The organism is Paenibacillus sp. 2KB_22, assembly GCF_052115745.1.
Taxonomy (GTDB): Bacteria; Bacillota; Bacilli; order Paenibacillales; family Paenibacillaceae; genus Paenibacillus.
On the sequence record NZ_JBFRHG010000001.1, the window covers coordinates 2,003,042 to 2,022,427 of the forward strand.

Below are 19,386 nucleotides of genomic sequence, written 5' to 3' on the forward strand. Positions count from 1 at the left end.
CAAACAGTTACTCTTCCCCATCCATTTTGGATAATAAAAAATACAATTGTATAAATAGAAATACTTTCTTTTTTTCATTGGTTGGCAAGTAAAGTTAATTCATAATGTTTTGAATGTACAAAGAAACCGTCTCTTTTGGTATATGGTTGCTTGCACACCCATTTACCAAGGAACGGTTTCTTTGGATTTTACAATTTATAATGGGGCTATGCATAATCATTTACGACTTATTGGAGCAGCCACACGAGCTGTGGGTCCATAACAGCAGATCCATGTCGCGAAATTTACCGAGTATATGCGCTGTCGCTTATCCGTGTCCATATTTCCAAGACACTTGCTCGATCGCTGATATTCCGCCCTGTATGATTGTTCAACCTTTTATACCGCTAAATGTAATGCCGCTAATAAACGTCTTTTGAAGAAAAAAGAACAGAACAATAATAGGTAATGTCATCAAGGTGGATACGGCCATTAATAGCCCCCATTCGGATCCCTTTTGACTCTGAAATTGCTGCAATCCGAGCGAAACCGTGTAAGATGGTTCATTGGTTAAATAGAGCAAGGGGCCCATGAAATCAGTCCAGCTCCCCATAAATTGAAACAATGCCACGGCTAAAACGGCGGATTTGGCGAGTGGAAACATGATCTGTAAATATATGCGGAACTCACTAGCACCGTCTAAGCGGGCCGCTTCGCGCAGGGCATCAGGCAGTCCCATGAAAAACTGCCGCAATAGAAAAATGTAAATGGGCACTCCAAAAAATTGGGGTACAATCAGTGGAAGAGGTGTCCCTACCCAACCTAATTTAGTAAACAACAGGAATAGAGGAATCATGGTCACCTGTCCGGGGATCATCATAACAGCAAGGGTAACAAAGAAAAGTAAACCTCTTCCACGGTACTCTAACTTGGCAAAACTATAGGCAACCAAGGGACAGGATATGATCACACCAAGCGTACTAACGATTGTTATAATCGCCGTGTTTTTCAGATATGTCCAGAAAGGGATATACTCAACAGCACGGGAATAATTACTCCACAGAATTGGACGCGGAATCCACTCTGGTGGGAATGTAAAGATTTGTGTGAGTGGTTTAAGAGAAGTCGAAAGCAGCCAAATGAACGGAATCATGAAAAATGCAGAAGCAACAATTAGACATACGTAGGCTAACGCACGATTGATTCTTTTGATAGCGGTAGGATTCATCCCTTACTTCCTCCTCCTTATTTTCCCTGATAATGAACCCAGCGTTTAGACGTAATAAAAATAATTCCGGTTAATGCCATAACGATAATAAATAAGATCCAGGCCATTGCGGAGGCATAACCCATTTTGAAATACCTAAATCCGTTCTCATATAAATACATGACGTAAAATGTCATGGAATTTGCAGGAGTTCCTTGCCCTTTGGTCAACGTATAGGGAAGAGTAAACTGTTGGAATGCACCAATCATTCCCATGACAAGGTTGTAGAAAATAACGGGAGTGAGCAAAGGCAGGGTTACCTTTCTCGTTTTCTGAAACCAGTTAGCTCCATCGATTTGCGCCGCTTCATAGTACTCCTCAGGGATGTCTCCTAATCCTGCGAGGTAGATAACGACAGCTTGCCCAATACCCCAAAGCGACATCAGAATGAGAGAGGGCTTGGACCACGACTCACCGCCAAGCCAAGCAGGTCCATCGATACCGATATTCGCTAACATCCCGTTCACCAATCCGAAGTTTGGATGTAACAGCCACATCCAGAGAACAGCCAGAGCTACTTGTGGCACGAGAGTAGGTAAGAAAAAGATCGTTCTGAATACAGCCATACCCTTGACCTTCATATTCAACATCATAGCGAGTGCCACACCGAAAAATATACTTAATGGAACAAAAAATACCGTAAAATAAATCGTGTTGTATATGGATTTCCAAAACAAAGGATCATGAAAAAGCTCTTTATAATTATTCATTCCGACAAATTCACCAGGCTGTAGAATGCTGTAAGTAGTGAAGCTGAAGTAGATGGACATTAGCATGGGAATTGCATAAAAGCATAGGAGCCCTATAGCCCAAGGTGAAGCAAACAGCCACCCAATCGCGTTAGTTCTGTGGAGTGCTCGTTTCCTTGCCGATGGAATTGCTTTTACTTGAACTGGATCGGCCAGTTTCGCCATGTACATTCTCCTTCCAATTGTCATTCATGAATAGGCAAGGAGAGAGAGTTCGCTCCCTGCCTACCGAGCACTCTATTTGTCGTATTTTTCTAAAGCCTTATTAACGGTCTCTGTTACTCTATCCAGGTTCTCTTTCGGAGTACCGTTACCACGGGTAGCCTTTTCCGTAGCGGAAGCTAACTCATTCCACAGCAGTTGTCCTTCAGGAATAACCGGGCGGTTATGTGAATTGGGCAAAATATTAATAAATTCCTTCATAATCGGATCGTCCTTGTAACCGTATTTGTCGTTAACCGAATCAATAACGGAAATTTGAGAGTCAGCGTTTAATAACGTTTGCCCCTCTTCTTTCCCTAAGAATTCGAGGAATTCCCAAGCAGCAGCGACGTTCTTGGCGCCTTTAGGGATAATAGCGGACCCGCCTCCCGACCATGTCGTAAAATTAGTACCTGTTGGGGTCGGTATGGGTGCAACACCGTAGTTTAAATCCGGCTTAAATTTTTCGATACCCTTCACCGTAAAGTTTCCACTTATCTTCATGCTGACTTGACCGGAAATGAACGGATCCATTTCCTCCGTACCTGCTGCACTTGTGAATCCGGCAATATCCTCGACATTGTATTTTTTGCCGAAGTCGGTCATCCATTGTAGCGCTTCCACGACTTTAGGATCATTTGCCGTAATTTTGCCAGTGGCAGCATCCTGGAATTCTCCTCCAAATGCCCATCCCCAAGTATACAGCCAGCCTTGCGAATACCATGGGATGAACCCGATTCGTTTGAATCGTTTACCTTCCTTGATGGTTAACTTATCGGCGGCCGCTTCAAGCTCGGCGATCGTTTGTGGTGGTTTGTTGGGATCCAACCCCACTTCGTTGAAATGATCCTTATTGTAGAATAGCAGGCGAGAGTCTGTATCCATCGGCATTGCATAAAGCTTTCCTTGATAACTGGACTCCTCCCATGCAAATGGATAATACGTTTCCTTACGAATTCCGGATTCTGCTGCCATCGAGGATAAATCAGTCAGAGAACCTTGCGCAGCCCAAGTACCGACCTTAAACCGATCGAAAAGTGCAACGTCAGGAGGATTGCCGCCTGCGACTGCAGTCAGCAGCTTCTGATCGGATCCCTCGTTGGATTCTGTATAAACCAAATTCATTTTGATCGTAGGGTTTTTCTCTTCAAATGCCTTCACGACTTTATTCAGATTATCTAAATCAATTGAGGTAAGACCATGCCACATCGTAACCGTTGTAATCCCCTCTCCAGCCTGATCGCTAGAGCCTCCCTTCGTTGAACAAGCCGTTACAAGTAGTAACATAACCAGAAAGCAAACAAGAATTGGAAATGCGTGTTTTTTAGATCTCCTCATTCAAAGTCCCCCTTAGTTAAATGAATTCGTTTAACTTGAATTCCTATAGGATCCACTTCATTTTCTGATCATTCACAATTTATGTAAGCGCTAACAACTCTGGTGATATGAACTATAAAATCAGAAAATGATGAACACCGTGAATTTGTTATAGGAGCCCACTAGTTATACTAAGTATATTAATATGACATTATAAAACATGTCAATTGCAATATTACGACATCACTATTCATGATGTTTGGCTATATTTTAGATATAGAGACCGACGTTTCAAGGTTGGTTAATCTCCGGCCAGGAAGGTCCATGCTTCGAAGTTTATATGTCTGATATCAAAAAAAGTGCCGATAAGCCCCCTCGGGACTTCTCGACACTTTGAACAATATCCTTGCTTTGGTTTAGCTGCACTTGTATAAACCCTACCCGTTATTTTTCACGACCATACGATGTTTAATAATGTTCAGCTCGGGAACTACTGTTCCATGCAATTGAGAGATTAACATATCCACTGCCAATTCACCCATCTGCTTCTCATCCTGTTTAATATGAGTGAAGATGGGTTGACCCAGGTGATCGTTCAGGGAGTCGAAACAAACGATCTCGAATTCCTCCAGAGATTTCCCCATCGAGTGGATGACTTGAGCCAGCATGGTAGCTATTAGAAATTCCGATGCGACAAACGCCTTTACATCAGGGTGTTGTTTCAAAAAATGCTTTACTGTTTCTTTATCACTTTCAATCGCTGTTCCGTTTATGTTCTTGGGAAGGGTGCCCTTCAAGTTCGTCAATACATAATCTTTGTTCAAATTCATTCCTTCCTGGGTGAAGGCAAACGTATATCCGAGCAGCCTTTCCTCCAATGTGGAAGTGTTCTCTTCCGGCGGAGATAAAAAGGCAATTTTTTTATGACCTTTGCTAATCAGATGACGCGTAAGATCCATGGCTGCTTTCTTATTGTCTGTATATACCGAACAAACCGGAATTCCTTTTAGATATCTATCGGCCAAAACAATTGGAAACCGATCTAATACAAGTCGGAGCAGTTCAGAATTATAGTGTTGACCATGAATGGGGGTCACAATTAATCCTTTGATGCCTAAACCAATAAATAAGTCGATCGCACGTTTTTCCTCATCCCGATCCCCGCAAGTTCGCTTGATAACGAGTTGATAATTATGCTCAGCACTCCGCTTTTCCATCGCTCTAAGAAGTTCCAGGCCAAACTCGTCAGAAAAATTCGGTATAATAAATCCGATCACCCGCTTATCGTCCTCAAGAACCAAAGTTGTTCTTACCTCTGAATAATGCTTCGGTTCTTGTCCTCCAATGAGACCATCGGCTACATATGAACCTTTTCCTTGTATTCGTTTAATAACCCCAGAATCTGCTAATTTCTCCAGAGCCTTTTTAGATGTAATACGACTGACGCCAAATTTTTCAGCCAACTCTTTTTCAGAAGAGACTCGGTCACCTTCTTTTAAACGACCTTCTTTAATCTCTTGTACAATATAGCTATATATCTGCTCGTATAAATGCAATTCCACAAAACCACCCTGACATCATAATATTAATATACTAAGTATATTACACAAGAAGTAATTCGCAAAGTTACTGAGAATACCGACGAACTTCTGTAGCACGGAATAAAAGGTCCTTAATCTACAGCTCATTCCCGTTTATCTTGTGGATATGATGGTGGTGAAGTTTCTTGAAGAAGGTCGAGTGCCTCCTAGAGGCTTGATGATTGTACAGGCTTCCTTTCTATTGTAAACGTTCTCATAGATTCAGATTCAATACGTCTTTTATCTCTTATGAACGAAGTAATTTAAATTCCTTTAGATCAATAGCAAATTCTCCTTCCGTCAGTATATCGAGTCCCAAAAGTCCGTTAATGTTGTGATATTTAAATGAAGTAAAATCTATGTATACATCCTTTAAAATAAAATCCCCTACCTGTATTTCCTCGATTCGCTTACTGAAGGAATGCTCTTTACCTCCAATCCCGTAGCTGGTTATGATTTCATCGTCCATACTCACTTGTATCCCAATCTCATCTACTTCATCCTGTGAAATCAAGCTGTGACTGGCTCCTGTATCGATCACAATGTTCGATATCACTTTCTTTTGCTTATTAAAATGGACTGTTATTTCCGTAAATAACAGTCCATCTCTATATTCAATATTCATTTAAAGATTTCTCCTTAATCCTATATTTTTCCTTACTTTCACAACGATTTGATCTTTGGAAGTATGATAAACCAAAGTCTTGTCTCTACTGTTCAATAATTCACGAGTCGCTTCTTCATCACTGATCGGGCCAATCACAGCCACATCATCAATGATCTCTTGATTGTCGGTTTCTTCAGAATGAAGAACTTCGAATTTGACGAATTGATTCGGAAAGATTTGTTGAACTTCTTGCCATTTCATCATTGTCCCTCCTCTAATTTGATGGTTATATTATACCATCTCATGCCTATAACTCTCACTGGAATTTCACCTAACATTCCTGTATTCATGACGTCTAACTACCTTAAGCCCGAAAGGCGGCTGCGGTTAGCTGGTGCGGATGTGTCCGACTGATTTCGCTTTTCTGCTGCTGCCAATTTCTTCTCCGATTCCTCATTTATCTTCTGCCGGAACGAGGGCCGAATGGCCCGAAGCGTGAATATTATGTTAGCTGGAGTTAATGACTCCCATGAAATATGCCTTCGAGTTCTAACGACCTTCTTCGTTTTCCTCCTTATAAAAACATTCTCCATTCTTACATCCATATGTAATTTTCGAGTCAAAGTCTTCGTAATATATGACTTCATTAAAATCAGCAGGTGTGGTTCCTTTAATTTTCTCTAGCAAAGCTTTGCAGGCTTCCCTTGCGTTTGTTTGATTTTCCTTTTCATCATAACCAATTGCAGGTCCTGAAGGACCTTCATAAACAGTAAAGTACCACTTACTCGTATCATCGCTTACTTCTATTAAATAATAGTAAGCATCTTCAGCATTATCTGACTTATATAACGGTTCACCAAACAAAGTAAGAAGCGATCCTCTAAACTTCGCACTTTCTTCACCCGCAATAATGCCTGTATCCAGAAATTTTGAGGATCCTAATGTTTCACTTCTTCAGTAATAGCTTTATAGGAATACATTTCATTAAGCTCCTCATTCAAAGTACGATCATTTATTACATCATTTTGTTCGGAGCTCCTTCGCGTATTATCCGAACAGCCCAACAGAACTACTAAAATCAATAAAGTTATTAACTTATACATGTTTATCCTTTCTGGAATTTAGTAAAGGTTATAACGTTTCTTCATTAATTTCAGCTAACGTTCCTATATTCACGACGTCCTCCTCCCCTAGATAGCTCCTATCTTAGGGGATCGATATGTCTGGCTGTCTATGCTTCCTCGAAACTGAAATTCCCCTTCGAATCCACTTCTAACTTCTGCCGGACCGAGGGCATATGCCCGATACGTGAATATATTGTTATAGGATGTCAGCGTCTTGATTAATTCACCCACAGATTCATTCAATTGTTAATATAGCTATAAAAATCATCTTCTCTCACATCAATCTTATTAGTTCTTGATGGGATATGGTTTTCCAACACTTTCAATATTTCTTGAAATGTTGTTTCTACATCACTACTTGAATTTATTATTCGATATTCATTCGGAAGTTTGTTCCTTCCCCTAATGAGGGAGTTCATTTTTATAGACGTTTCCCAATCAGTATAACTATTCCCGTTATCTCTATTTAGAATTCTATATTTAATCACTTCATCTTGTTCACTACAAAGTGTCAAAATAGTATAGTTATATCCTTCAAATTCTTTAGGAATATCCAACATTCTAATATCATTAAGATCTGTAATAATAATATGCTTAAACCCATGACGACTATAGTTTTTTACGACTAACATCAAATTCTCAAATGCTAATTGTTCTTCTTCTTTTTGAGTGATCTGAACTGAAGGTGCTAGAGAGCGAAATTCTGGAATCCAACCAAACTCAAAATATGGAGTCCTAAAATGTTCATGTAATCTCTGGCACAATGTTGTCTTTCCATTCCCAGGCGAACCGTGGAGAATAATAAAATCGATGTTCAAAGTCTTCACCTGCTCTTACTAAAGAATTTTCGTCTTTATGCTCTAACGCTGATTTCCTATACCGTTCCTGTGTTCACGACTCAGCACATGCTGAGTGTCCGGCGAATGCCGGACCAAGGACTATTGTCCGCAGCGTGAATATTATGTTATGTGATGCCACATCTTCTTCGAACTATCCACCTACAATTAGTTATGGATTTGAGATTTGATTTTAGAAATTTGTTTATCTATTAAGTTATAGATTTTTTCGATTTCATCTTCTTTTATCTTGTTTTTTGCCAATTCATTTTTAATTTCTTGTTGAAGGTCAATTAATGCTTCTAGTTTCAATGTTATATACCAGCCTGTCCATTCTGTAACTAGGCTATCGTCAAAGCATTCTCCATTGGTATAAAAAAACATACTATAATAACCTATTCTATTATTTTTGTAGTAAATGTCTAACGTAGATATAACCCTCTGAGAATAGTAACTGTCTGCGATCTGATAATCAGGATGAAAAATAGTTTTATACTCTATTGTATCTATTGAAGGCTTAATATCTTCCAAATTCAATTCATCAAAAAACAAACTGACTTCTTCTGGGCATTCTTTTAAGTAATTATTGAATGCTACCCAAAAACCTTCTAAAGTTCTATCCATAATTTTATATGTACCGATCCAGCTTTCTAGCTCAATATTATTCAATTTAATCACCCATTCTTTAAAATCTTATTTGGTTTCGCATAACGTTCCTGTATTCACGACCCGACGTATGTCGGGTGTCCGGCAAATGCCGGACCAAGGACGAATGTCAGCAGCGTGAATATTATGTTATAGGATGTCAGCAGCTTCTACGAGTACCCTAGCATCTATTCTTTCATTTGAAATACTTGAACAGGTCCATTCCAGCTTTCATTGTTTAAAATAACTTCTTCGTACTTCCCACCTGTAAACTCGTTAATTACCTTGTTCCAAAATAGCTTTGCTGGCCTATTTTGTGGAGTCTGTCGTACTTCCCATATCCCTTTATAGGTATTAAAAATAAAATGGGCTACTTCTTTTCCATATCCCTTATTTCTGAATTTGCGCATTATAAAAAAATCACTAATTACATTTGTCTGAGTTGATGTACTTGCTTTTACATACTCTTTAGGAACATCTGTTAAAACAAGTACGAAGCCAGCCAGTTCTCCATTAATTTTTAAGTAAAATGGCTTACGATAGTCATCTGTCCATTGATGATCTAGATACTTGTAAAGATAAACTCCATGATTAGTCAATTCATGTCCATCAAATTCACTTGAGTCATATCTGTAGAACTGGATCAAACTGTTTAAGATCATTTTATCTTCATATGGAACTCTCAAGATCTCTAACATGTTATTTCTCCTCTGTCTGAAATTTCTTATTTATTTTATGTATATGTTTTTCCATTCTGGTTTCATATACACCTTTAGTTTTTTGCTAATTTCCTATAACATCTAATTTATGTACTTCGTAAATACCACACTTCCAAAGTAATATCTGAACTACGTATATGATAACCTATGAGGCGATATATGCGAAGAAAAATTTGGTGAAAAAGGGAGAGATTTGAGATACTCAATCTCCCATGTCCATACGATCCAGTGGACTCTGAATACGCTGAATATTTTTCGTGCTCACATGCGTATATCGTTGTGTTGTTTGTGCACTCGTATGACCAAGAAGCTCCTGAATATAGCGCAGGTCTGTTCCATTTTCCAGCAAATGTGTAGCGAAAGAGTGCCGCAAAGCATGAATGCTGCATTTTTTTACAATACCCGCTCGTTGTCTAGCTTCTTCAAAAACCTTTTGTACACTGCGCTCCGTAAGATGTCGATCTGAAGACTGTCCCTGAAACAACCAACGATCGGTTTTATATTCGGCGATGTACTTCTGTACAATCTCCCAAGCAAGATGGGAGAGAAGAGTTCTTCGATCCTTTTGACCTTTTCCCTGCCTTACGATAATGGTCTGACGCTCAATGTCCAGATCACTACAGCGTAGACGAACGACTTCGCCGACACGAAGCCCTGCCGAATAGGTTAGATAAAGAATTGTTTTGTGTTTGAGATTAGTCACAGCTTTCAGCAATTGGGTGACTTCTTTTTCGGACATGACATTGGGCAACTTATTTTGTTTTTTAGGACGTATATATTGAAACTCGGCAGGATGAAGTAACACATGTTTACAATAGAATCGGATCGCACTAATCGTCTGATTTACACTGGAATGGGAGACTCCTCGCTCAAGCAATCTCAAACAATATGTCTGGACATGAGATGCACGAATTTCTGTATCGATCTGAGGAAGACTGGTCACAAATCGTTCAATCTGATTACAGTATGCTTTCATCGTTTTGCGACTGTACCCTCTCAATTTTAGAGCTTGTTGCAACTCATCTCTTCTCCATTGTGTTTTCTCTCCATGTAACTTCCATTTTCTCAATATATCACTCTCCACCCACAGCTCCGGGGAAATCTCTACATCTCGCGCATCAAAGTGCTTTGTAAACTCCTGAAGAGATGTGCCTGAATAGGGGACGACCCAACGTTTCGTGTCAGGCTCCCACCTTCTTCCTGTTACCTGACGAATGCGCTGGATATGCATCGTATTATACGGAATTTGCACATACAACTTATCATCAGAACCTTTGGTTAAAATGATGGTGTTTTCTGCTTTATCTTTCATAAAAACTCTCCCTTCAGCTTAATTGGATTTATGAGTTCTATAAAATTAAAAAAATAAAAAAGGAAGATCATCTTCATCCCGTAAGGGAATCTAGTGATCTTCCGATGCTTTCGGAAATATGGTCGCTGAACCTACATGGCAGCGGCTTCTTCTCCCAGCGGCAGCGTGTAATACTGCGCCTGCTGCCCTTCATGCTGCTGGTACACTACGACCAGCAGCGTCCGGCCTTTCGCGGCAAGCGGGCTGGCGCCAGCTAGCACACGCTCAAGCCGGAACGGAAGCACATCGAGTACGGTGTGCTTCTGCAGTTCTTTTTCGCCGAGACCAAGGTCGGCGAAAGCACGGGCACCCATGACCGTCTGTGCGGTCATGGCTGAGGTCATCGGCAACGCACGCGAAGCGTTGCCGTCTTCCCCGTCCGCCGCTCCATCCGCGGCGGACCCTGTTGCGTCGCCCGAAGTGAGCGACGCTGCATCCCCAGCTTCGCTGCCGATCACACCCGCCGCATTCGCGGCAGCGTCTTCTCCGGCAGCAGCCGAACTTGCCCCAGCGGCACTCGCACCCGTGCCGCTGCTTTCGAGCCATGCCGTGCCAGCGGCACCGGCAACACGTGGCAGACGAACGTCTTCCGGACGTTCAGCCAACGTTTTCATATAACCAGCCCACTGGTCTTTCTGGAGCGGATCTTCCCACCATATTTTTCGCGGTTTGTATTTGTGGCCGAGGAAATAATCCAGCTTCATCAAACCTAGCACAATCTCCATATGCGGCGTATTCCGCGACTCCAGGAAGCTGTGCAGACGAGTAAACAGATCTTCCAGTTGGTGCCCGATCTTCTGCCAACCCTGACCTTCCCAGTAATCCCCGAACGCCTGGAAGAAATCAAACGGCGAATTGAACTCCTGCTCCATCAGATACTTCAGCGTGTGGTCCATCCGGTGTGCGTTCCAGTATTTCTCCAATACATCCTCCAGCCGCTTCAGGCGTACGATGTCGCTGAACGGCAGCACATCACTGCCCAAAATCTCATATGGCGCGTGATCCATATACGTATAGTTGTACTTCTCCGCATCCAGACGCAGACCCGTACCACGCAGCATTTTGAGGAATCCAAGCTGAAGCTCTTCCGGCCCCAGTGCAAATACATCGTTAAATGTCTTGCGGAACGTATTGTAATCTTCCTCCGGCAGTCCGGCGATAAGATCCAGATGCTGGTCGATTTTGCCACTGGCTTTGACTTTGTTGACGGTCCGGCTTAGCTTGGTAAAGTTCTGGCGGCGTTTCACCAGTTCATTTGTCGGATCATTCGTGGATTGAACCCCGATCTCGAAGCGGAATGTGCCCGGCGGCGCATTCTCTGCCAGATAGTCCAGTACTTCAGGACGCATAATATCCGCCGTGATTTCAAACTGAAACACCGTTCCCTGATGATTCTCGATCAGGAATTTGAACATTTCGAGCGCATAATCCCGTTTGATGTTGAACGTCCGATCCACAAACTTGATCAGCTTCGCACCCTTCTCAATCAGGTACAGAATGTCCGACTTCGTCCGCTCAATATCGTAATACCGCACGCCGACCTCAATACTGGACAGACAGAACTGACAACTGAACGGACAGCCCCGACTGGTTTCAAAATAAACAACACGCTTCCCAAGCTCCGGAATATCTTCTTCAAATCGGTGCGGTGACGGCAGATCGTTCAGATCCGACTTCGGCCGTCCTGGCATGAGAATGACTTCTTCCCCTTTGCGATAAGCCAGTCCATAGACAAAGTGGAACTTCTTGCTTCCCTCCAGCTCCGTCAAAAGCTGATGCAGCGTCTCCTCCCCTTCACCCATCACGATGAAATCAACATTGGGAATCCGGTTCATCCAATATTCCGTGTCGTAAGACACCTCCGGCCCGCCCAGCAAAATTTTCACGTCAGGCATAACCTTCTTCAGATTATCAATGACCTTGATCGTCTCTTCGATGTTCCAGATGTAACACGAGAAACCAATCACGTCCGCGCCGCGCTGATATAGATCAGACACAATGTTCATGACTGGATCTTTGATCGTATACTCCGCCAGGTCAATATCAAAATCCTTCTCACTGTACGCCTTCAGACAACGCAAGGCCAAGGAGGTATGGATGTACTTTGCATTTAATGTAGAAAGAATAACCTTCATGGTTCACAACCTTTGCCTGGACACCCAGACCATATTTTTTTGGTAAAAGTAAAGCTGCACAGCCATCCTGCCCCGGATGCTGTTCATGCAAACCTCTCTAATCATAGCCATTCCACGTCTCATGGACATATCCAACTTTTGTCTTTCAAAGAGTGGACACACTTTTCAAAAAGACATATACACCCTGTCAATGCTCAAACACAACATACAGTGCGAAATCAACTAAATAAAGCTACATATTGTACATACTACTTTCGGCCATTCCTAACGCCAATGTCCACCCTTTGAAAGACAATTCACCTTAATTTGTCCACAATACAGAGACACACTATAGTCCAAGTCCATTTCAAACTTAATTGCGCTCCGGCTTTCGACAGGATTGAAGATATCCTCTGGATAGACATATAGCCTCTCTACAATCATTTAAGCTTTACGCAAATGAGCTTCAAAGACCTGAAAGCACGAATGTAACCACAATTCACACTTCATCCCAACTTGCTCAACCTGATCATACTCACTCATATCTGATTATACCTTCGCCTACTACTCATACTCGTAAAATGCATCATCATCCGTATCGACTTCTTCGCCCGATTGCTTCTGGAAAAACTCCAGGAACGGCAGTCCGTACTTGCGATACTTGACCTCACCGACCCCTTTAATATCCAGCATGTCACGTTCCGTCTGTGGACATACCACACTCATCTCGCGCAGGGTCGCGTCATTGAAGATAATGTACGACGGCACATGCTCTTTCGCCGCCAGATCACGACGGATCAGACGCAATTGTTCGAATACCGTCTCGTTAACCGCAGATGGCATTGCATCGCGTCCACGACGTCCACCATAGTTTGTACCCGAAGCCGTCGCCGCTGTCTTGCGGACGACACGTTGCATCACTTCACGCTGACCCTTCAGCACTTCCACCGCAAGTGGTTGCAGACGTACAACTGGATACTGCCCCTCGGACAGCATTAGATATCCTTCGGATACCATGACGTTGATGATCTCCGATATCTCGCGCTCTGTCCGATTGCCCATCACACCGTAGGTTGGCAGAGAGTTGAAGCCGTAATCGAGTACCTTTTTGGCACGGGAACCTTTGAGCACCGAAGCGACCAGTGATACACCATAGCGTTCACGCATGCGGTGAATGCAGCTGAATATTTTCTGCGCATCAATCGTCATGTCTACCAGCTCGCGGTCGTCCGTACAGGAACTGCAAATGCCGCAAGGTGTGTCGTCATGCACCTCACCGAAATAGTCCAGCTGTGCACTACGCAGACAGCGGGTCGTGTAACAGTAATCCACCATCTGTTGCAGCTTCCGGTAATCGTTCTGTTTGCGGTCGCCCTCCATTGGATTCTGCTCAATCAGGAACTTCTGGGTGATAATGTCCTGTGCCCCGAATAGCAGAATACACTGGCTTGGCTCTCCGTCCCGTCCCGCACGACCAGCTTCCTGCACGTATGCTTCCATGTTCTTCGGCATGCTGTTATGAATAACGTAACGCACGTTCGACTTATCAATCCCCATCCCGAACGCATTCGTTGCCACCATCACTCGGATATCATCGTACAAAAAAGCTTCCTGGCTATGGGCCCGTTCATCATCCGTCATTCCAGCATGGTAGCGCCCAGCAGGCAATCCCGCCTGCAACAAACGCTGATGCAGATCGTCCACGTCCTTACGGGTCGCGGCGTACACTATCCCCGGCTCGCTGGCATGCTCGCGCGCATAATTCAGGACAAAATCCTTCTTGCTCTCGCCGCGCAGCACGCTAAAAGCCAGATTATCCCGCCCAAGTCCGGTCACATACGTCTGCGGGTCCTGCAAACGCAGCAGCCGCAGAATATCGCCCATGACCTCGGGCGTCGCTGTTGCCGTGAAGGCCGCAACCACCGGCCGCTCCGGCAAACTGTCCACAAACGGCGCTACTGCCAGGTAGCTTGTCCGAAAATCATGCCCCCACTGTGACACACAGTGAGCCTCATCCACTGCAACGCACGAGATCGGCAAATAGCCCATCTCCTCGCGGAACCAATCCAGCTCCAGTCGCTCAGGCGCGACATAGAGCAACTTCAGCTCACCGCGCTGCGCCGCGCGGATGCGATCATTCACTTCTTTGCCGCTAAGTGTACTATTAATATACGCGGCAGCAATTCCGGCGGTCGTCAACGCATCGACCTGGTCCTTCATCAATGAGATCAACGGGGAGACAACAAGCGTCAGTCCCGAATATAACAGGGCGGGGATCTGATAACAGATCGACTTACCGCCCCCGGTTGGCATAATGCCGAGCGTATCTTCACGTTCGAGCAGGCTGGCTACAATTTTTTTCTGTCCCTCACGGAAGTCGGGGTAGCCATAATATTTTTGCAGGAGACCCTGCGCTTCTTCAATAGTAGGTGTTTGCACACTCATGTAAAGACTCCTTACTTATCACCGGTGTTCTTCCACCAGCTTGGTCCGATCCGATTCTGACATCCGAAAGCGGCTCATATACCGCATCCTTGACAACAAAATGGCGTTCTCATGACTTGTCCGTCAAGCAAACGCCGCTCCCTTTAGTTTAACGGCCCAGCCCCGAATGAGCAACCGCGTTTTACTGTAAAACGCTCGAACCTGCTTCATTAAAATAAAAACAACCGTCCTGCCCTAGTTGGACAAAACGATTGCATATAAACTTTGATTCACGAACCACACACATATTTCGCTGGTATACCCGTATCAATTCATCTGGTGAATTGGTGAACCTACTACCTTCGCAACCATCGGACTTAAAACATATGCAACATTTTAATTTATCTATCATATCTATTCTGCTTCTGCTTCTGCTTCTGCTTCTGCTTCTGCTTCTGCTTCTGCTTCTGCTTCTGCTTCTGCTTCTGCTTCTGCTTCTGCTTCTGCTTCTGCTTCTGCTTCTGCTTCTGCTTCTGCTTCTGCTTCTGCTTCTGCTTCTGATTCAAGCTCCGCTGTACTCCTCTGTCCTAATTCGTCCTTGCCCGTGCCCATCCCTCTTCCTACTTACGAGGTGACACTTCACCACGTTCTTCCCGCTCCTTCATCTCTTTACGCACTACTACTTCAAGCTTCTGCCGATTGGCAAGCAATCCGGGATCGTCGGGCAAATACTCACGGGCTTTGGTGTTATGCATCAAGGCCTGTTCCCAGTTGCCCAGATGGGCATAACAAAGGGAAAGCCGGGCATGTGGCAACCAAGTGCGGCAAGCCACAGGCACCGGGCGCAGACCCGGATCGCGGCTACTCACGTCAACTGCCTGCATATACCAATAGATCGCCGAGACGGGTTCCTGCCGTTCATGGAAACAGGCCGCAATGGCGCAACAGAAATCGGCATGTGGCAGATCATATTGGAACGACTGTAGCAATGCGCCAAGCTTACGGCCCGGATCGCCAAGTCGTTCATGACATTCCGCCAGACGCGCACAGGCAATCAGGCGATCCTCGCGGTAACCGCTTGGCTGCTCCAGCAGTTTCGCGTACCCGCGTGCCGCCGCCGCATACTGCTTGCGGTCATAACATTCGCCTGCATAATAGAACAGCAGGCGACCTTGGGCTACGCCCTCTTCGGCGATCCATTTGCGCAGAATGCGCACGTTACGCGCCGAATGATGTCCCGCTTCGCGGCGATGCGTGACGGCAATGTCTGCCGTAATGACCTCGCCCCGCGGGAAGCTAAGCTGCTCGTGCAGCCGGCCATGCCAGCGGCACCCGGCATCCCGCTTGACCAGGCGAAGGCGTCGGTCCGTCACAAGTGGACTCCCCTCCGCTCCCTCGGCCAACGTGTAGTTCAAGATCACAGCTTCCGTCTTCCCCCCGGACGGAAGCTGCTGCTTCAACACCTCCAGCTTCGCCCGTTCCGCGGGCAGCAGCACATCATCCGCATCCAGCCACAGGATATACTCCTGCGTGGCCTTGGCAAATGACTCATTCCGCGCTGCGGCAAAGTCTTCCTCCCATTCATACGTGTAGACCTGGTTGGTGTACTGCGCAGCAATGTCCATCGTGCGATCCGATGAACCGGTATCCACAATGACGATCTCGTCGGCGATACCAGCAACCGAGTCGAGACAGCGCGCTAGCGTGCGTTCCTCGTTCTTCACAATCATGCACAGACTGATAGTGATCACGTTTTGAGCCCCTTCCTGTCGTACGCGTATTGCGAAATGTCATAACGGCTTTGCTCTTTTATTGACTAGGTACTTCAAACAAAGTACTAGCACTCTCATTCCCACAAATCTCAAAGTCCAATAAAGAATACACATCGACATCATTTTCACTGTGGCTAACGAACTGAGGTGACGCTACTAGGTGTATTTCATCTACTTGGAAATTGTAACGAATCTGAGGCGTGCTATTCTTGCATTTTAGGCATTCATTCCTCGTTTATCGCAGCTTTCGGATAGAATAGCATCACTTAGATTCGTTAGATTTCTCCCCTGTCGAAAATCACCAATATAAAGTGTGTGAGATTTATTAGAACATAGAGTTGCTCCAACCCTGCTCTTACCCTTGCCGCTGTCTCTGTCTTAGGATCTCTCTGTCCCTACCTTCAATGCTGCCCTTCCCCACTCTCCTGACGGCGAAGACGTTTCACCTGCTCCACCGCACTGTCCAGTGCCTTCTTGCGCTGTTTCATGGCGCGTAGATGCTGTTGTTCCACCTCGGAAAAATGTGCATGATCCAGCTCCATCCACGTCATCAGTTGATCTAACGTTGGCGACATATGCAGCTGTGTTCTCCGCCGTCTGCGGGCCACGCAACATAGATATTTATGATGAACTTCGAGTTTCAAGACTTCAAAATATGGCATCAGGGTCATCGCCAAGCTTCCAGCATAGAAGGTTTGCTTGTGATCATAGAACGGATGATATCCATATGGCACGGTTACAACCAGCGTCCCCTCTTCTTGCAACAGCCGATGAATCTGAATCAATAACGTCTCTGGATGAGCAAAATGCTCCAATACTTCTCCAAGCAGTACCGTGTCAAAAGTCGTTCTGACTTTCCATTGCGTAATATCCAGCATCCGAAAATCCACATTGTTCCTGACGGGCCTGGATTCTTTGGCAAGCTCTTCTTGTGCATACCGGATGCTCTCTTCTTCCAGATCAATGCCAGTGACACGAAATCCTTCACGTCCCAGCAGAATTGACGTAATGCCCTGACTGCACCCGACATCCAGGATGCGTTTACCTGTCGCTTCACGGCACATCCAGTGGATACGCGTTCTCGTTGCTTCATGAGAATCTTCTGAGTTAATCTCGCCATAGTAACGTTCACTTACACGATCATGATTCGCCATGGGCATCTCCCTGATCCTTGTCGGGATCGATGGCAACTTCATGGTGAGCTGCACTATCCTCGACTGCCGCTTCTTTTTGTCCTACCCATGCTACGATCTCCTGTGGCTCGCGAACTCCCTTCACCTCAGGCCGTACAGGCTGGCCCAGTACCACAATATTTCCCCCGTGGCAGTCGGCCGTTGCGTTACGTGTATCAAAGATCAGCTTCGCATGATCTGCCATCTCCTGATAATCGAATCCCGAATGATCCGTTGTGATAATCACCAAGTCAGCCCATGCCCACAATTCCGGCACCGCCGGACTAGCGTGCAGCACTGTCCCATCATCCTTGTGGAAGACAGGCACCATCGGATCGGCGAAAACCACTTCTGCACCCGCTTCACTCAGCAGCCGAAAGACGTCCAGCGCTGGTGATTCGCGCAAGTCGTCAATGTCCTTTTTGTAAGCCATTCCCGCCAGTACAACGCGCGCGCCCCGCATAGATATTCCCTTCTGCTCCAGCAACTCCGCTGCACGCTTCACTACTTTCTCTGGCATTTGCCGATTGGTTGCATCTGCCAACTGGATGAATTGCAGCTCCGATCCCTGACGGTTGGCAGCCCAGGACAGATAGATCGGATCGATTGGAATACAATGTCCGCCGATGCCGGGACCGGGATAGAATGGCATGTAACCAAACGGCTTGGTTGCCGCCGCACCCAACACCTCCCAGATGTTCACGCCCATCTGTTCACAGGCTGGAGTCAGCTCATTTACAAGTGCAATGTTGACACTGCGAAATGTATTTTCGAACAGCTTTGCTGTCTCCGCTACCGTCGTTGAACTGACCGGAACAACTTCGTTGAGGAACGAGCCGTAGAACTGTTTACCATACTCCAGACAGGCAGGAGTAGAGCCGCCAATGATCTTTGGCGTATTTTTCACCCCATAATGCACGCTGCCCGGATCTACCCGCTCGGGAGAATAACAAACGTAGAACTGCTCTCCCGCCCGCCAGCCGTTTGCCACTTCTATCGGTTGTTTCACACGCTCTTCCGTCGTCCCCGGATAAGTCGTGCTTTCCAATATAACAAGACTACCCTCCTGCAGATATGGAATCATGCCATCCACCGCCGCCGCAATATACGAGATGTCCGGTTGGTGCTCGGCAGTCAGCGGAGTGGGCACACAGATTACAATGACATTCGCCTGTGCCATCGCTGCATAATCCGTACTGGCCGTGAACAAACCTGCCCGCATCAGAGACTTCAGGACATCATCCTCAATACCAATGACATACGAGTGCCCTGCACGCAGCTTGTTTACCTTGGAGGTATCGATATCGATCCCGTGGACCTGATAACCTGCCTGGGCCATCTCCATGGCCATGGGTAAACCTACATAACCGAGACCGATGACAACAGCTTTCAAGGAGCGGTCATGAATAGGTTTTATTAGGGTACGTGGCTGTAATTCTTCATTTCCTTCGTGCTGCTCATGCTGATGATTCTCTTCCATTCCTTCCAACTCCAAATGCTCCGCCTCCCTTCGGCGGGCGTATCTGAAA

17 protein-coding genes are annotated in these 19,386 nt (G+C 45.3%); all 17 read right to left on the minus strand.

Annotated features, from left to right (window positions below; all coding sequences use genetic code 11):
• Positions 1-370: 370 nt before the first annotated feature.
• Entirely contained in the window at positions 371-1,207 is an 837-nt protein-coding gene (locus AB4111_RS08835; protein ID WP_091015157.1) for a carbohydrate ABC transporter permease, read from the minus strand.
• Positions 1,208-1,224: 17 nt separating this feature from the next.
• Positions 1,225-2,160, minus strand: a complete 936-nt coding sequence (locus AB4111_RS08840; RefSeq protein WP_442031229.1) for a carbohydrate ABC transporter permease — start codon at positions 2,158-2,160, stop codon at positions 1,225-1,227.
• Between the two features lie 72 nt (positions 2,161-2,232).
• Positions 2,233-3,534 carry an ABC transporter substrate-binding protein gene (locus AB4111_RS08845; protein ID WP_442031230.1) on the minus strand — a complete coding sequence of 434 codons (1,302 nt, stop codon included), beginning with the start codon at positions 3,532-3,534 and terminating at the stop codon, positions 2,233-2,235.
• 416 nt (positions 3,535-3,950) lie between these two features.
• On the minus strand, positions 3,951-5,075 hold the full coding sequence (locus tag AB4111_RS08850) for a GntR family transcriptional regulator (RefSeq protein WP_442031231.1): 1,125 nt from the start codon (positions 5,073-5,075) through the stop codon (positions 3,951-3,953).
• A gap of 265 nt (positions 5,076-5,340) precedes the next feature.
• A complete protein-coding gene (locus AB4111_RS08855; RefSeq protein ID WP_124113507.1) occupies positions 5,341-5,718 on the minus strand; it encodes a retropepsin-like aspartic protease in 378 nt (125 codons plus the stop codon).
• Entirely contained in the window at positions 5,719-5,961 is a 243-nt protein-coding gene (locus AB4111_RS08860; protein ID WP_062326752.1) for a hypothetical protein, read from the minus strand.
• A 288-nt stretch (positions 5,962-6,249) separates the two neighbouring features.
• Positions 6,250-6,564, minus strand: coding sequence for a hypothetical protein (locus AB4111_RS08865; protein ID WP_442031232.1), 315 nt, complete (start codon positions 6,562-6,564; stop codon positions 6,250-6,252).
• 499 nt (positions 6,565-7,063) lie between these two features.
• Positions 7,064-7,642, minus strand: a complete 579-nt coding sequence (locus AB4111_RS08870; protein ID WP_442031233.1) for a hypothetical protein — start codon at positions 7,640-7,642, stop codon at positions 7,064-7,066.
• Between the two features lie 186 nt (positions 7,643-7,828).
• Positions 7,829-8,329, minus strand: a complete 501-nt coding sequence (locus tag AB4111_RS08875) for a hypothetical protein (RefSeq protein ID WP_442031234.1) — start codon at positions 8,327-8,329, stop codon at positions 7,829-7,831.
• Between the two features lie 164 nt (positions 8,330-8,493).
• The gene (locus AB4111_RS08880) at positions 8,494-9,003 is read right to left on the minus strand and encodes a GNAT family N-acetyltransferase (RefSeq protein WP_442031235.1); all 510 of its coding nucleotides are present in this window, start codon (positions 9,001-9,003) and stop codon (positions 8,494-8,496) included.
• A 223-nt stretch (positions 9,004-9,226) separates the two neighbouring features.
• On the minus strand, positions 9,227-10,336 hold the full coding sequence (locus AB4111_RS08885) for a tyrosine-type recombinase/integrase (RefSeq protein ID WP_442031236.1): 1,110 nt from the start codon (positions 10,334-10,336) through the stop codon (positions 9,227-9,229).
• 131 nt (positions 10,337-10,467) lie between these two features.
• Positions 10,468-12,510, minus strand: a complete 2,043-nt coding sequence (locus AB4111_RS08890; protein WP_442031237.1) for a B12-binding domain-containing radical SAM protein — start codon at positions 12,508-12,510, stop codon at positions 10,468-10,470.
• Positions 12,511-13,053: 543 nt separating this feature from the next.
• A complete protein-coding gene (gene recQ, locus AB4111_RS08895) occupies positions 13,054-14,934 on the minus strand; it encodes a DNA helicase RecQ (RefSeq protein ID WP_442031238.1) in 1,881 nt (626 codons plus the stop codon).
• A 393-nt stretch (positions 14,935-15,327) separates the two neighbouring features.
• Positions 15,328-15,525, minus strand: a complete 198-nt coding sequence (locus AB4111_RS08900; protein WP_442031239.1) for a hypothetical protein — start codon at positions 15,523-15,525, stop codon at positions 15,328-15,330.
• A gap of 8 nt (positions 15,526-15,533) precedes the next feature.
• A complete protein-coding gene (locus tag AB4111_RS08905; RefSeq protein ID WP_442031240.1) occupies positions 15,534-16,664 on the minus strand; it encodes a glycosyltransferase in 1,131 nt (376 codons plus the stop codon).
• A 422-nt stretch (positions 16,665-17,086) separates the two neighbouring features.
• Positions 17,087-17,839 (minus strand): class I SAM-dependent methyltransferase, encoded by a 753-nt coding sequence (locus AB4111_RS08910; RefSeq protein ID WP_442031241.1) that lies wholly within the window; start codon positions 17,837-17,839, stop codon positions 17,087-17,089.
• Positions 17,826-19,352, minus strand: a complete 1,527-nt coding sequence (locus AB4111_RS08915; RefSeq protein ID WP_442031242.1) for a nucleotide sugar dehydrogenase — start codon at positions 19,350-19,352, stop codon at positions 17,826-17,828. Before AB4111_RS08915 ends, AB4111_RS08910 begins: the two co-directional genes overlap by 14 nt.
• Positions 19,353-19,386: the final 34 nt, after the last annotated feature.